The sequence below is a fragment of the uncultured Mucilaginibacter sp. genome (genome assembly GCF_937859865.1).
GTDB lineage: Bacteria > Bacteroidota > Bacteroidia > Sphingobacteriales > Sphingobacteriaceae > Mucilaginibacter_A.
In genome coordinates this window covers 1-15,367 of record NZ_CALMAT010000126.1, presented here as the reverse complement: position 1 = coordinate 15,367, position 15,367 = coordinate 1, and the positions used below count along the sequence as shown (strand labels likewise).

Genomic DNA, 15,367 nt, shown 5'->3' with positions numbered 1-15,367 from the left:
CCGCGTTAACAATGATGCGTTAAGCCAAGGCGCGCTTGCCTCTAACGGAGATAAGCGGCGCGAGGATTTTACAAACCGTATTGCTGACATTAACCCGGATGACATAGAAACCGTTACCGTGCTAAAAGGTGCAGATGCGGCAGCAGTTTATGGCTCGGATGCGGCAGGTGGTGCAATTGTTATCGTTACTAAAAAAGGTAAAAGCGGCCCGGGCAATATTACTTACAACAATAACTTTAGTTTTTCTAAAGAATACCGTTTCCCTAAAATCCAAACTACTTTTGGCCCCGGTACGGCCGGATATGCAGACCCTACAACCAGGCTTGCCTACGGCCCGGCTTATGCTCCCGGAACGCAGACGTATGATAATTTAAAAAACTTTTTCCAAACCGGCTACTCTCAATTACATGACCTAGCATTTGCAGGTGGTACAGAAGATGCAAGTTACCGAATATCGGGCGAATTTCGTCATACCGGCGGTGTAATACCTGTAGTTTATAACGATAAATTGTCGCTTCGTTTTGCAGGGCAGGCTAAATTATCTCCTAAATTAACCAGTAGTGCAAGCTTTAATTATTTTAATATAGATAACCGTAAAACCAACAAAGGTGATGGCGGAACGTATATCAACGCACTATCTTGGCCTACAAATGATAATGTTCGTAACTACTTAAATCCTGATGGTACCAGAAGGACATTATTGCCTGCAACGCTATCTGTTGCAGATGCTTCAATAGACTTTGACAACCCGCTTTGGGATGTAAATAATAACATTAGCCGCGACAGGACTAACCGTATGATCGGAAATTTTGATCTTTCTTATGATCCTGCAAACTGGTTAAACCTAAGGGGTTTATTCGGTGTTGATTTTTTTACGACACAAGGAAATAACCTGGTGAGCCAGTACAGCAACTCTTATCAAAATGCGATTTCATCTGGTTTTCAACCTGCAAGCGGCATTAGTAAAGGTGGTATTATTGATAATTATGATGATAATAATTTACTGCTTAACGGATCATTTTTTGCTACATTAAAGCACAACTTTGGTGATTTCCGTACAACTTTAGCTTTAGGAGCAGAGGTTTATGATGGTAAGGATATAACTAATGGCCAATACGGAGAAGCCTTTTTACAACCCGATTTTAATACCATTAACAACACATTACCAACAACACAGCGTGCTACAACCAATTACGCTGAAACACGCCGAATTGGCGAAATTGCCCGCTTAAGTGTGGTATATAAAGAACTCATTACTTTAAACGCTACTGCCAGAAATGATTACTCATCGCGTTTGGCCGGTACAACTAAAGATTCTTACTTCTATCCATCAGCCGGTGTAGGTTTTAACTTTTCGGAGCTGTCCGGTTTAAAAGGCAGTAAAGTTTTATCATTTGGTAAAATACGTTTCTCTTATGCAGGCGTTGGTAAAGATCCTTTTGCACCTTATAGAATTAAATCAAGTGTAATACAGCAATCAACCACCGGCGGTGGTTATGCTTATGATGTTACAGGTAATAATCCTGCCCTTAAACCTGAGAAAGATTATCAGATGGAATTGGGCACAGAACTGCAATTTTTTGGCGGCCGTTTAGGTGCCGAAATTAACTTGTATAAATACCGTGCTACCAATCAGATATTTGATCCGCGTATCAGCTATGCTTCAGGATATATTCTTGAATTGGTTAATGGTGGTGAAATTCAAAATAAAGGTATTGAAGTTGAGTTGAATGCTACACCGGTAAAAACTAAAGATTTTACCTGGAAACCTTTTGTAAACTTCTTTTTAAATCGCGGTAAAGTAATTAACCTGGGCGATTTGCCGGAGTACTATAACTCCGATACCTGGATATACGCTAATGCCAGGGCCAGTATCTTCCCCGGCAGCAGCTTGATGAATATTGCCAGCTTTAGCTATGCACGTAATAACAAAGGACAAATTTTGGTTGATCCTACAAGCGGTTTACCGATTTCAAACAATGCTTTTGTTACCGTTGGCGACCGCCAGCCTAAGTTTACTTTAGGCTTTGGCAACAGTTTTACTTATAAAAGTATTGGCTTGTCTTTCTTGCTGGATTATCGTCATGGTGGAGATGTGTTTAATGGTAACGAATTGTTCCTTACCCGTTATGGGTTGAGCGAGCGGACAGTAAACAGGCAAACACCAATTGTAGTACCTGGAGTGCTTAAAGATGGTAACGAAAATTCAGCTAATCCTACGGCTAACACTATTCAAGTCAATCCTTATTACCAGAACGATTACTACAAAAACGCCATCGAATCTGACTTTGTTGAGCATAACATCAGCACTTTAAGGTTGAGAGATGTTACGCTGAGCTATACCTTACCCACATCTTTGCTTGGTAGACAAAAGGTATTTAAATCTTTTGGTGTATATGTAACCGCAACGGATTTGTTTTTAATTACCAACTATACTGGTGCAGACCCTGAAGTAAATGGTACAAATTCATCAACAAGAGGCTCCGGAGCAGCCGGATTTGACTACGGTACCTTAGCTACACCGCGGACAATTTCTTTTGGAATAAATGTGAAATTATAAGAAACTGGATATGAAAAAACTCATATATACTTTAACTGCACTGCTAACATTAGGTACGGTAAGCAGTTGCAAAAAATTTGTAGATATTAATACCAATCCAAATGCACCAACCATAGTAGATGCAGCAAGTTTATTACCGCCTATACAAGCAGGTATGGAGCGGGGTGTTTGGTTTGATAGTAGATATATTGGTCAGTACGCCCAAATTTGGGGTTCATCTACAGCAAATAATGTTTGGGATGAAGAAGGCTATTCTCCCGGTACAGATTCAAATGGCGAAATGTGGCGCACCATTTATTTTAGCCTTGGACAAAATGTAAACTTGATGATACAGGATGCTACTGCCCATAATAAATACGAATATTTAGGTGTAGCACACGCACTTCGTGCATGGGGATGGCAAAATGGTGCTGATATATACAATTATATGGTGGTAAAAGAAGCATATGACCCTACCAAGCTTACTTTTAACTATGATGCTCCGCAAACGGTTTATGCCGAAGCAATAAAAGAATGCCGTTTATCGCTGCAATTTTTTAACCAGGCTACCAAAGCCGATGGAATAACAAGCGTATCAGCCACACTGCAAAAAGGTGATTATATGTACGGTGGTGACCGTAGCAAATGGGTAAAATTTGTTTACTCCATTCTTGCCCAAAATGCTTTGCATATAAGTAACAAAGCAACCTTTAGTGCAGATTCTGTAGCCAAATTCGTTGATCTTTCTTTTGCTAACAATGGCGATAATGCAAGTGTGCAAAACACGGCTTCTAATTCTACCGATGCCAACTTCTGGGGGCCAACACGAGGTAACCTGACAGGTTTCCGCCAATCTGATTATATTGTTAAATTACTTGACGGGCGAATACTTGCAGGAGCAACAGATCAGGATACCCTTGCTGATCCCAGGTTGCCTTTGTTGTTAAACCGTAGTGTAGACAGGGTTTATCGTGGCGTTGTGCCTCCGCTTGGTGATATCAACTCTGCTGATCCTAAAACTTTGATCCCTGCTTTCGCTGGCTTTAATGCAGTAAAAAAAACTGGTACAGCTAAATACCTTTTTAATGATGATTCAAGAGGTGTATTGATGACTTACCCGGTGCTTCAGTTTATGAAATCAGAAGCATTATTTAAAAAAGGAGATTTGGGCGGCGCCTATGCTGCTTATATTACCGGCATAAAAGGAGCATTGGATTTTGCAAGTAACCCGCCAAGCAGCACCAGTCTTACCGGTTCTCAAAACTATATTTCTGCAACAGCACAAGCCAGGTATTTAGGCGGGGCAAGTGTCCGTCAATCGGCAGCAACATTAAAATTGAGCGACATCTTACAGCAAAAGTTTATTGCTTTGTTTTTGTGGAACCCGATAGAGGCTTGGTCTGATGAACGCCGTTACGGTTATGATGCAACCATTTTTCAAGGCTTTATCAAACCTGGCACTTTATATCCGGATAATGCAGGCAAGCAGGTATATGTTGTTCGGCCGCGTTACAATTCAGAATATATTTGGAATGTACCGGCACTTCAAAAAATAGGTGCTATTGCCCCTGATTATCACACCACCAAACCCTGGTTTATTTTACCATAAGTTCTAACAATAACTTAAATGAAAAGACTATCATATCTATTTTTTGGCTTAGTGTTAACAGTAGCCGGATGTAAGAAAAGCGTTATCACCCAATTTGGAGATACAGCTTCGGGGGTGTCTATAAAATTTTTACATGCTGCCCCAGGCACACCTGCTGTTGACGGTTACATAAATAATGTAAAAATTACACCGGTATCTTCGGTATCTGTAACTGATAATACGGTTGTAACTTCTATTGTTACCGGTGTAAGCTATAACTATTTTGGTGCAACAGCTACTTATTTAGGCTTGTTTCCAAACAGTAACTATGCTACAGTACCATCAGGCAGCACGGCAATAAAGGTTGTGGCTTCAACAACTGCGCCTGTTTTAATCAGTACGCAAACAAACGCGCCCGGAATGTTAATCGGTACGGTAACCCAAACTACCGTAAACGGCTCGGCTTACTCTGTATTTGCTTTAGGCTTATCAGGTTCTGCAACTTCGCCGTTGGGTATTAAAGTTGTTGAAGATAAATTCCCGGCTGCGGATGCCAGTAAAGCTTATGTGCGTTTTGCTTACATGATCCCTAATGGTAAACCTGTAGATGTATCGGCTACATCTGCTTCAACAGCTACCGCCACCACGTTAACTTCCAATATTGCCTATAGCAATGTAAGTGATTTTGTTGCCGTAAATGTTAACCCCGCCGGGCTTACCAATTATACTTTCCAAATGTATTTAACGGGTACCACTACAAAGCTGGGGACTGTTTCTGCAGCCGTATCGCTTGCTCCCGGCCGGTATTATACCATTATCGGGCGCGGGCTTGCTGCTGATTATGCTGTGCCTGGTACTAACATTACGCTGAAAGCTTCAACCCGCCCAACATTGCCGGTTGGTGCGGCGGCAACAAGATATCCCGAAATCTACTTCAACCCGCCCGGCATCACTTCTTACACCAACAAGTAACACCAAATTTACCCCGATAAAAGAAGCATCCCGATTGGTTCTCGGGATGCTTCTTTTATCCTATAAAAACTTGTAGCCCAAACTTAAATGCCACACGTTTTGGCGCTGGCCATAAGCCGGGTTAATTTCGGTCAGGCCGCCTTCATAACGTAAATCAACCGAAAATTTCAACAAATCAACACCGGCACCGGCCTGGTAGCCCAGCGTGCTGTTGCGGTAGTTGCCAAAATCCTGATAAGCGTTCCTCACGTTTTGGGATAGGTTTTCATTGTTGTTCAAAATGTAAGAATACATCGGCCCAGCCATTATTCTGAAATTCAATTTGCTAAAACCAAAAGACTGGCCTAATAAAACAGGGACATTTAACGTAGTAAACCTAACTTTCCCGCTTTCCGTAACGGTTTGGTTATTGTATTGAAAATCAAAATTACTGCCCGAACTGCCCAGATAAACTTCGGGCTGTACGTAAAAACCTTTTCCGATACGCGACCACAAGCCAATTTGATAACCCGGAAGCGCAGTCGAGTTAATGCTGCCGTTATTTACACTCAAATGCGAAAAATTGATACCGCCTTTTACGCCAATGTTAAACTGTGCTTTCGCGCTAAAACTTAATGCTGCAACCAGCAGGGTGAAAAAATATTTTTTCATGTTCGTTTTTTTGGGTTTGATTAAATTGGGTTTGTATAGTTTAACATCAGGCTATATTTAAAATTGCCGGTACTGTTTTTAAACGCTTAAAATTTGTATTAGGTTTGGATAAAAATTATCGAAATGGCAGAAATCACCATCAGCAATAAAGATTGGGAACGCGTTAAAATTAAAGTGCAGCGAAAATATAACCGATTGACCGACGAGCAACTGCAATATACCGAAGGCAACGAAGATGATTTGATTAAACGCATTATGGTGCTTGTAGATCGCGACCGCGAATACGTTGTTTTTACATTGAAAAAAGCTTTGGTTAATATTGACAATAATCGTTTGTAAAACCTGTCTTTTGTAAAGCGGCAATCATTATTTCTGCTAAATTAGAGCCTGTTTAAATTTATACAAGAAAAAATGTGAATGCTTCTTTTATGCCTATAAATTCTGTGTGGCATATTATAGCGGCATAGAAACCACCAAAAAGGCAATGGTTTTTAGGTGGTAAAAGAAGCATGTGAAATGCACTGAACAAAATTTAAACAGGTTTTTAGATTCAGAATCAATTTGTATGAGAAAGCATAGCGTAGGGTTTAGCAGGCGTAAAAAAACAGTAATTGGCTGCGGGCTGTTCCTCCTGGCCATAACGGGTTGGGGTTTTCAGGAAGACCTTTTCCAGGTGGCTAAAAACCTGGATATTTTTGCCACGGTTTATAAGGAAGTCAACATCAATTATGTTGACGAGATCAACTCCACCAAACTCATCAAAAGAGGTTTGGACGCGATGATGGAAAGCCTGGACCCGTACACCGAGTTTGTGCCCGAATCGGAAATTGAAGATTACAAGCTGCATTACATCAGCACGCAATACGGCGGAATTGGTGCCGGCGTTTACAACCGCAATAAAAAGGTTATCATTTCGCAATTGTTTGAAGGCTACCCGGCGCAAAAAGCAGACGTTCGGGTAGGCGATGAAGTATTAAAAATCAATGACGTTGACCTAAACGGAAAAACCAGCGACGAAGTAAGCGCTTTGCTGAAAGGCGCAAAAGGCGGCGTGGTAAAACTGCTGGTAAAACGCGAAAACGTAGCACAACCGATTGTAAAAAACCTGCTTCGCGAAGAAATAAAACAACCGAACGTTCCTTACCATGGGATGTTGAAAAGCGGCATCGGCTACATCAAGCTGGATAAATTTTTGGAAAACTCTGCCCAGGAAGTGCAGGATGCTTTGCTCGACCTTAAAAAAAACAACCCGAAAGGCATTGTTTTGGATTTGCGCTACAATGGTGGCGGGATTTTGCAGGAAGCCGTTAAAATTGTTAATTTTTTTGTGCCAAAAGGAGTAGAAGTGGTGGCACAAAAAGGCAAAGTAAAAGAGAAAAACAACATTTACTATACCCAAAATGCACCGATAGAAACCGAATTGCCGCTGGTGGTTTTGGTAAATGGACGTTCGGCCTCTGCATCAGAAATTGTGGCCGGTGCCTTGCAGGATCTGGACCGCGCCGTTATTGTTGGGCAGCGCAGTTATGGCAAAGGCCTGGTGCAGCAAACCTTTAGCATGCCGTACAACAGTTTGGTCAAAATCACCATTTCTAAATATTATGTCCCTTCGGGCAGGTGTATCCAGGCGATTGATTACACGCACCGCAAAGAAGACGGAACCGTGGTTAAAGTAGCCGATTCGCTCATCCATGAATTCAAAACAAAAGATGGCCGTTCCGTTTACGATGGCAGCGGCATTTACCCGGACGTGGCGGTGAAACAGGAACTTCCAGCCAATATCACCCGTGCGCTGGTTAACAAAATGCTGATTTTTAATTACGCCAACAACTACCGCAACACACATAATCAATTATCTCCTCCGAATGATTTTAGTTTAAGCGATGCCGATTATACGGATTTTGTAAAATATTTATCGGGTAAAGATTACAGCTACAGTACACAAACCGAACGTTTGCTTACAGATTTAAAAATCATTGCCGACCGCGAAAAGCAAATGGGCGAGATCAAAAATGAGTACGAAGCTTTGAAAACCAAACTGGCCGCCAGCAAAAAGAACGATTTGGTGCAGCATCAGGCCGAAATCAAAAAGGTATTGGAAAGCGAATTGGTTACGCGCTATTATTACGAAAAGGGCCGGATTGAAAACAGTTTCAAATTTGATAAAGAACTGGAAGCCGCCACACAAGTCATTCAAAACAAACCCGAACTGGCTTCGATTTTAAAAGGTGAAGGCAACCACAAAGTAATCGGCAAACCCATTGCTGCACTTGCTGCAAAAACCCCCGGAACGGATGACGAGGAACATTAGCATACTTCTTTTATCGGCATAAAATTGGTATTGCTTTTTAACACTAATTTTTTGCCGATAAAAGAAGCATCAAACCAAATCTCGTAGTAAAAAAGGTTTCTTGGATAGGAGTTTAAAAGGCTCAATCGGTTTAAAAAGCCTTTCACTTTTCAACAACTTTAGCAATCGCTTTTCCCCACAAAACACCTAATTTTTGTGCGCCTTGTTCGTTTGGGTGAAGATAGAAGATGCCTTGCTGGCCGTTTTCGTGCTGCATCCATTGTTCGTGGTGCTTTTTAAACAAATGGAAGCCTTTTTTATCGCCCAAAAATACTTGCTTCGGGTTTGTTTCCGCATAACTTTTAACCAAAGAATGGATTTCGGGAAAATAACTTTGCAGCCGTTTCAAGCCTTCCGCCAGATATTTAGACCGGTTGTAAGTGTTCGGGCTGTACCATAAAGGATGATGAATAATGATTTTGCATTTCGGGAAGTCGTGCAAAAGCTGGTCGGCAATCGCTTTTAAATTTTGATAATAGCTTTCGGGCGAAACCGGAGCACCGTTCGGGCCTTTCACCGCGCTGTCGTTCGTGCCTAAATCAACCGAAAAAATAAGTTGTGCGTTTGGGTTTCCAAAACCACGGGCAGCTTCCTCCGTTTGATTGAGGGAACGCTTTCCTGGTAAAAAATCAACCGTTGTAAAACCGCTTATGCCCTGGTTCGAAAAATTTACTTCGCCAATCTGCGCTTGCTGCTTCAAAAAACCAACCGCAAAAACAGGTGGTGCCATTGTTTTATGATCTGCCAGCCCACTACCTTGCGTAATGCTGTTGCCAATAAAAACAATGTTTAGGTTTGGCTTTGTCGGGTTTTGCGCACTTAAAAAAGGTGTATAAAAACAGCATGCCATCAGCAAAAGCCAAAGCACAATGCTTCTTTTACCGGTACTTTTTTGTCGGATTATTCTTTCCATTTGATTTTCATGTTCCAAAGCATAAACGCCCATTTATCGGTTTCCTGACTGATGATTTGCGCGGTAGAACGGCCGGCACCATGCCCGGCTTTGGTTTCGATCCGGATTAAAACTGACGCTTCGCCTTGCTGAACTTCCTGCAATCGAGCAGCAAATTTAAAAGAATGCGCCGGAACTACGCGGTCGTCGTGATCTGCTGTGGTAACCATCGTTGCCGGATACGCTACCGGTTTTAAAGCGTGGTAAGGCGAGTATCGGTAGAGATAATCAAACATTTCCTTCGAATCTTCCACTGTGCCGTAATCATAACTCCAACCTGCGCCAGCTGTAAATTTATGGTAACGCAACATATCCAAAACACCAACCGCCGGAAAAGCAACTTTACACAAATCGGGCCGTTGCGTTATCGTTGCGCCAACCAGCAAACCACCGTTTGAACCGCCGGCAATTGCCAAAAATTCTGAAGAAGTATATTTATTTTGAAAAAGATATTCGGCAGCGGCCATAAAATCATCAAACACGTTTTGCTTGTTGAGCTTGGTTCCGGCCAGGTGCCAGTTCTCGCCGTATTCGCCGCCGCCGCGTAAATTTGGTACAGCATGAATGCCGCCTTGCTCCAGCAAAATAATATTTGAAGTGCTAAAAGCAGGCGTTAAATTCACCCCAAAACCACCGTAAGCATACAGCAAAGTTGGATTTTTGCCATTAAAAACAGTATCTTTTTTGTAAGTGATGATCATCGGAATCCGGGTTCCATCTTTTGATAAATAAAAAACCTGTTTCGATTCATACAATTCCGGCTCAAATGCCACGCCCGATTTTTTATACAATTCCGACTTCCTGGAAGCGATATCATACTTAAAAATGGTTGACGGATAAACGTAGGAAGTAAAGGTGTAATACGTTTCCTTGTCCTCTTTTTTCGCGCTGAAACCACCGGCCGTGCCAACAGCAGGCAACTCAATTTGATGCTCCATTTTTCCTTGATAATCGTACTGCAAAATCAGCGAAGTGGCATCTTTTAAATATTCCGCAAAAAGCTTTCCGCCACCGGTAGCAATGCTCAAAACATTTGCTGTTTCTGCAATCAAATCCTGCCAGTTTTTGGGTTTTGGATCAGAAGCATCAACCGTAACCAACTTGTAATTTGGCGCCTTAAAATTGGTGAAGATATACAACTTGCTGCCTTCGTTATCTACAATTTCCTGGTCGTTTTCAAAGTTATTAACCACGTTTATCAAACTGCCTTCTGGCTTTGATAAATCCTGCAAATACAATTCGTTGCCCGTGGTGCTGTTTGCTGCGGAAATCACCAAAAAACGCTCATCTTCCGTTAAATAAGCGCCAACATAACGGCGCGGCGTTTCTGCTCCGCCAAAAACCAGTTCATCTTTAGCTTGCGGCGTATTTAATTTATGGTAAAAAAGTTGATGATGTTGCGTTAATCCGGCCAGTTGGCTTCCTTCTTTCGGCTTTTCGTAACTGCTGTAATAAAAACCTTCGTTGCCTTTCCAGGCGAGGCCAGAAAATTTTACGTTGATCAAAGTATCGCCAATACTGTTTTTATCAGATGTTTTTAAGACGATTACTTTGCGCCAGTCGGAGCCACCTTCCGAAATTTGGTAAGCCGCCAAACTTCCGTCTTTACTAAAGCTGATGCCGCCTAAAGAAGTGGTTCCATCCGCAGAAAAAGTATTTGGGTCGAGAAAAACCTCCGGCTCATTCTGTTGCAGTTGCCGGTACAAAACCGATTGGCTTTGCAAACCATTGTTTTTATAGAAATACGTGTATTTTCCCTCGGTAAAAGGAGCACTGTATTTCTCATAATTCCATAACTTTTCCAACTTTTTGTAGATCGCTTCGCGGAAAGGAATTTGCGCCAAATAATCCTGCGTTACCTCGTTTTCGGCTTGCACCCAGGCTTTGGTTTCTTCGGATTGATCGTCTTCCAGCCAGCGGTAAGGATCAGGAACCTGCGTTCCGAAGTAATCATCCGTAATATTTCCTTTTGCGGTTTGCGGGTAAGGCAGCGTTTTTGTGTTCATGTTGTTTGCAGATAGAACCGGATTTCGGTTAAGCTAAATAACTATTTTTGGCTGTAATTTTGGATACTGTTTTTACCGGCATAAAATTAGTGTGGTAAAAACAGCATTCGCACATTTCCCAATCACTTGCTTTTTACTGTATTTTTGCTGCCATGGCCGTTCGCGATAAACTTTATTTTGCTTCCGATTTTCACCTCGGCGTTCCAAATTACGCAGCTTCGCGCAAGCGGGAAGATTTGTTGGTGCGCTGGCTGGATTTTGTGGGGAAAGATGCGGCCGAAATTTTTTTAATGGGCGATGTTTTTGATTTTTGGTTTGAATACAAAACCGTGGTGCCCAAAGGTTACATTCGTTTTTTGGGAAAACTGGCCGAACTTTCGGACGCTGGCGTAAAGCTTTATTTTTTTAAAGGCAACCACGATATGTGGATGTTCGAGTATTTGAAAACGGAACTGGGCGCAACCATCATCAGCAACGAACTGGAAATAGAACGCCAGGGCAAGAAATTTTTTTTGCACCACGGTGATGGTTTAGGCCCGGGCGACCAGTTTTATAAACTGCTGAAATGGTTTTTCCGAAGCAAGGTTTGCCAGTGGCTTTTTGCGCGTTTGCATCCAAATTTGGGCGTTGGCATCGCTACAAAATGGAGCCGGAAAAGCAGAATCATCAACGAAAAAGAAGAAGAATCAAAGCCAGGCCAGCAGGAATGGCTGGTTACTTTTTGCAAGGAAGTTTTAAAAACGCGCTACTACAATTATCTGATTTTTGGCCACCGGCATTTGCCGCTGGATATCCGGTTGAACGAAAACAGCCGTTATATTAATTTGGGCGAATGGGTTTACCATAAAACGTATGCTGTTTTTACCGGTGAAAAATTGGAGTTGAAGTATTTTGAGCGGGAGGAGCAACCGGAATCAACCTAATTCTATCTTATCCTTTTAGCATCAACCTAAATAAATTTGTTTAAAAGCCGTATTTTTGCACGATAAAAGAAGCATCGCAAATTTGGATTAACCGCACAAACTTCCATCTTCAAAAAACAATATGTTAGATAAATTAGAGGCGATTAAACAGCGCTGGCAAAACGTAGAATCTGAACTGAGCAACCCCGAGGTTACCAAAGATATGAAGCGTTACGCGCAACTAAACCGCGAATATAAAGAGTTGGGCAAAGTGGTTGACGAATACCACGTTTACGAAAACGTGCGGAGCAATATTGACGCAAACAAAGAAATTCTGGACAACGAGAAAGACGAAGAGTTTAAGGCAATGGCCAAAGCCGAACTGGACGAACTTTTGATGCAGCAGGAAGAACTGGAGTCGAAAATCAGGCTGATGCTGATCCCGAAAGACCCGGAAGATTCTAAAAATGCCATCCTCGAAATCCGTGGCGGAACTGGCGGCGATGAAGCTGCCCTTTTTGCAGGCGATTTATTTCGAATGTACACGCGTTATTTCGAGAAAAAAGGCTGGCAATATAATATTGCGGATATTACCGAAGGCACGGCTGGCGGCTACAAAGAGGTCATCATCGAAGTTACCGGCGAAGATGTTTACGGCTTGTTGAAATATGAATCAGGCGTGCATCGTGTGCAGCGCGTGCCGGATACCGAAACGCAAGGCCGTGTGCACACTTCGGCAGCTTCTGTTGCCGTTTTGCCGGAAGCCGAAGAAGTTGATTTTTACCTGAACCCGGCTGATGTGGATTTACAAACTTCGCGTTCTGGCGGTGCAGGCGGACAAAACGTAAACAAGGTAGAAACCAAAGTGCAGCTTACGCATCGGCCAACAGGAATGGTGGTAGTTTGCCAGATCGAGCGTTCGCAGTTGGGCAATCGCATCCGCGCGATGGAAATGCTGCGCAGCAAATTGTACGACATCGAGCTGCAAAAACACAACGGCGACATTGCCGCCAAGCGGAAAACGATGGTTTCAACTGGCGACCGTTCGGCTAAAATCCGAACCTACAATTATCCCCAAGGCCGTGTAACCGAACACCGTATCGGCTTAACTTTATACAACTTGCCGGCCATTATGGATGGCGATATCCAGGAAATCATTGATGCTTTGCAATTTGCAGAAAACGCCGAAAAGTTAAAAGAAGGTTCAGTAGTTTAATTTTTTTTGCGAAAAGATTGCAGAAACCAAAATCAAAGCTATATTTGCAACCTCAAACGGAGTGGTAGTTCAGCTGGTTAGAATGCCTGCCTGTCACGCAGGAGGTCGCGGGTTCGAGTCCCGTCCATTCCGCGCTAAGAATCAAGGAGTTACATTAATTTGTAACTCCTTTTTTGTTTCTGGTTTACTTACTGGTTTACACAAATAGTATGTTACTGCAAGGGAATTGAACTAATTTAAACAAGATCTGTAACTACAAGCATGATTTACCCACCTAATAGTTGTGATGAAACATCAATAATTCTTGCTAAAGAGATATTTACATTCTGTCGAGCTAATTAAGGGCGTAACACTATTTGAACAAAAGCTTTCAAATTAGCAGCAGGAGTAGTCAAAAAAATGATGTTAATCGTACTCTTTTACAATAATTGGTGATTCTTCTACCTGCTGTTATTCTTGACAAATACAATTTGATCAGATTAATAATGATAAATTACGAATTGAACTTTAGTGTTAATCAAAAGAATGTTCTACCTCTATATCTCTTTAGATTTGTTGTGGTAGTAAAATTTATAAATAATTTTCATCCGCTGCATCCATATCAGAATCATCAATGTGAGTAGATAATGCCTTTGCTATTTTCAATTTTAACTCCTCGCTATAATCATTCTCATATAGGATAGAGGTAATAATCTGGTGTAATAAAACTTGATCAATATAATTTGCAGCTACGTACACAGCAAAATTTTCCATTTCTAATACAAAACGCGTTGTGCAATAGGACAACCCATTTATTTCAAGAAAATAACTGGTTAATACAATTGATGAACGTTTGTTACCATCAGTAAAAGCATGGTTTTTATTAATTGAGTAGCATAAATAAGTGGCTTTATCTTCTATGCTAGGATAATACCAATCATTTTTTATGTGTTCTAATGTGCTTTCAAGTAATCCTATATTATTGCTACCATGCCTACCTCCACTATTTTCAATTATGAAATCGTGCTCTTTAATCGCATACTGTAAATCAAAGTAAAAAAAGCTAAGTTGCATTATTTGTCTTTTAATCTGATAAATACATCTATATTCTCTTTTAGCCTTTGCTCTAAAGACATACTTTTTTCTCCGAGGAACTTTTCAAAATCTTCTTGGCTAACTTCCAAGATATACTCTTTAAGTTGTTCGTGTAAGGCATCCCGAAATGCCATATCACGACTAGCCATCAAACTTCTTGCTTTTTCTTTTAGTGGCTTAAATGACATTTCTGTTAGAGCTTCAAACTCTTTAAATAATTTATTTGCCTCTGATAGCCTTAATTTTTCCCCCTTGTTTTCAAGTGCCTTTTTCAAAAAATCAGAAAATCCGTTTTCATAAGCAGATATAAGATCCAAAACCTCTGAATACATGGTAGAGCGGACACTTTCCTTATTGCCTAGCTTAAGTATTTGCCTATATTCTTTAGCGTTTTCTTTAAAGATACTTCTATAGATTTTGTCTGTTAATTGTGAATATTTAAACTTATTATCAATTATGTAATTATCTAATGCGTTAGTAAATTCTTGCCTATAATTAAATTCCCTGAGAGCAGATGAAACATATGATTCCTCTTGTTGATTAATATATTTGGTTGTTCCGCCGAGCTTCTTGTTAAGAACATCGATAACGATATCTAAAGTTGCACTTCTTACTTCCTTAGCTCGGTCCGAACCTTGTAATAACATCGCAACGTTTAAGAACGCTTTGAATGTAAAAACATTTAAGCTTGTAGCTCTAGCTCCAACTATCTCACTTTCATCATCTTCTGTCAACTGAAGGACATTGATGTCCTTCAGTTGAGATACAAAATCTTTAAACTGCTTTAATCTTACTCCTGTAAATAATTCATGTCCGCTTTGGTCAAGCTCTTCCCGATAGATTTCTAGCAATCGGTTCATAGTACGAATGTCTACTTGAAAGAACTGAGCGAGTTGCTGCTTTGTATAACGATATTTGCGTTCAAATAGAATACCTTTAAAATCGAATATTTCATATAGCTCTTGTAGTGCTATATTATTATTTAAAATGTTCCTCCGGTCAAGAGCAGAATTGGAAAGATCTTTCATACAAATACAAATATCAATATTTATATAGTCTCTAAGCTGGACTTTAGCCAAAAGTTAGAGTCTGTCAACTGAAAGGGAATAAGTATGTT

Annotated in this window: 12 protein-coding genes and 1 tRNA gene; 8 read left to right on the top strand and 5 right to left on the bottom strand. The window is 41.1% G+C overall.

Translation table 11 applies throughout. The features are described from left to right. From Q0192_RS13790 to Q0192_RS13780, 3 genes are all read left to right on the top strand, one after another. Positions 1-2,560, top strand: a 2,560-nt coding sequence (locus Q0192_RS13790) for a SusC/RagA family TonB-linked outer membrane protein (RefSeq protein ID WP_299290079.1), incomplete at its 5' end; no start/stop codon positions are given. Between the two features lie 10 nt (positions 2,561-2,570). Continuing rightward, positions 2,571-4,148: a SusD/RagB family nutrient-binding outer membrane lipoprotein gene (locus tag Q0192_RS13785; RefSeq protein ID WP_299290077.1), complete on the top strand. Its 1,578-nt coding sequence runs from the start codon at positions 2,571-2,573 to the stop codon at positions 4,146-4,148. Between the two features lie 18 nt (positions 4,149-4,166). Next, on the top strand, positions 4,167-5,099 hold the full coding sequence (locus tag Q0192_RS13780; RefSeq protein WP_299290075.1) for a DUF4397 domain-containing protein: 933 nt from the start codon (positions 4,167-4,169) through the stop codon (positions 5,097-5,099). 60 nt (positions 5,100-5,159) lie between these two features. Here Q0192_RS13780 and Q0192_RS13775 read toward each other — a convergent pair whose 3' ends face one another. After that, positions 5,160-5,750 (bottom strand): porin family protein, encoded by a 591-nt coding sequence (locus Q0192_RS13775; protein ID WP_299290073.1) that lies wholly within the window; start codon positions 5,748-5,750, stop codon positions 5,160-5,162. Positions 5,751-5,873: 123 nt separating this feature from the next. Here Q0192_RS13775 and Q0192_RS13770 point away from each other — a divergent pair, with 123 nt between their 5' ends. After that, positions 5,874-6,089, top strand: coding sequence for a hypothetical protein (locus Q0192_RS13770; protein WP_299290071.1), 216 nt, complete (start codon positions 5,874-5,876; stop codon positions 6,087-6,089). Between the two features lie 226 nt (positions 6,090-6,315). Then, positions 6,316-8,061, top strand: a complete 1,746-nt coding sequence (locus Q0192_RS13765; RefSeq protein ID WP_299290070.1) for a S41 family peptidase — start codon at positions 6,316-6,318, stop codon at positions 8,059-8,061. A 142-nt stretch (positions 8,062-8,203) separates the two neighbouring features. On the opposite strand, the gene Q0192_RS13760 is transcribed toward Q0192_RS13765, so the two are convergent. Both Q0192_RS13760 and Q0192_RS13755 read right to left on the bottom strand, forming a co-directional pair. Then, positions 8,204-9,013 (bottom strand): GDSL-type esterase/lipase family protein, encoded by an 810-nt coding sequence (locus Q0192_RS13760; RefSeq protein WP_299290069.1) that lies wholly within the window; start codon positions 9,011-9,013, stop codon positions 8,204-8,206. Beyond that, positions 9,001-11,058 carry a prolyl oligopeptidase family serine peptidase gene (locus tag Q0192_RS13755; protein WP_299290068.1) on the bottom strand — a complete coding sequence of 686 codons (2,058 nt, stop codon included), beginning with the start codon at positions 11,056-11,058 and terminating at the stop codon, positions 9,001-9,003. The genes Q0192_RS13760 and Q0192_RS13755 overlap by 13 nt, the downstream gene beginning before the upstream one ends. Positions 11,059-11,210: 152 nt before the next feature. On the opposite strand from Q0192_RS13755, the gene Q0192_RS13750 reads away from it, so the two are divergent. The 3 genes from Q0192_RS13750 (at position 11,211) to Q0192_RS13740 (ending at position 13,308) form a co-directional block, all read left to right on the top strand. After that, on the top strand, positions 11,211-11,981 hold the full coding sequence (locus Q0192_RS13750; protein WP_299290067.1) for a UDP-2,3-diacylglucosamine diphosphatase: 771 nt from the start codon (positions 11,211-11,213) through the stop codon (positions 11,979-11,981). 121 nt (positions 11,982-12,102) lie between these two features. Further along, positions 12,103-13,176 (top strand): peptide chain release factor 1, encoded by a 1,074-nt coding sequence (prfA, locus tag Q0192_RS13745; protein ID WP_299290066.1) that lies wholly within the window; start codon positions 12,103-12,105, stop codon positions 13,174-13,176. A gap of 58 nt (positions 13,177-13,234) precedes the next feature. Then, positions 13,235-13,308, top strand: a tRNA-Asp gene (locus Q0192_RS13740). Positions 13,309-13,746: 438 nt separating this feature from the next. Here the strand turns inward: Q0192_RS13740 and Q0192_RS13735 are convergent. Continuing rightward, positions 13,747-14,229 (bottom strand): type II toxin-antitoxin system death-on-curing family toxin, encoded by a 483-nt coding sequence (locus Q0192_RS13735; protein WP_299290065.1) that lies wholly within the window; start codon positions 14,227-14,229, stop codon positions 13,747-13,749. Continuing rightward, positions 14,229-15,329, bottom strand: coding sequence for a DNA-binding protein (locus tag Q0192_RS13730; protein WP_299290064.1), 1,101 nt, complete (start codon positions 15,327-15,329; stop codon positions 14,229-14,231). The genes Q0192_RS13735 and Q0192_RS13730 overlap by 1 nt, the downstream gene beginning before the upstream one ends. Positions 15,330-15,367 lie beyond the last annotated feature (38 nt).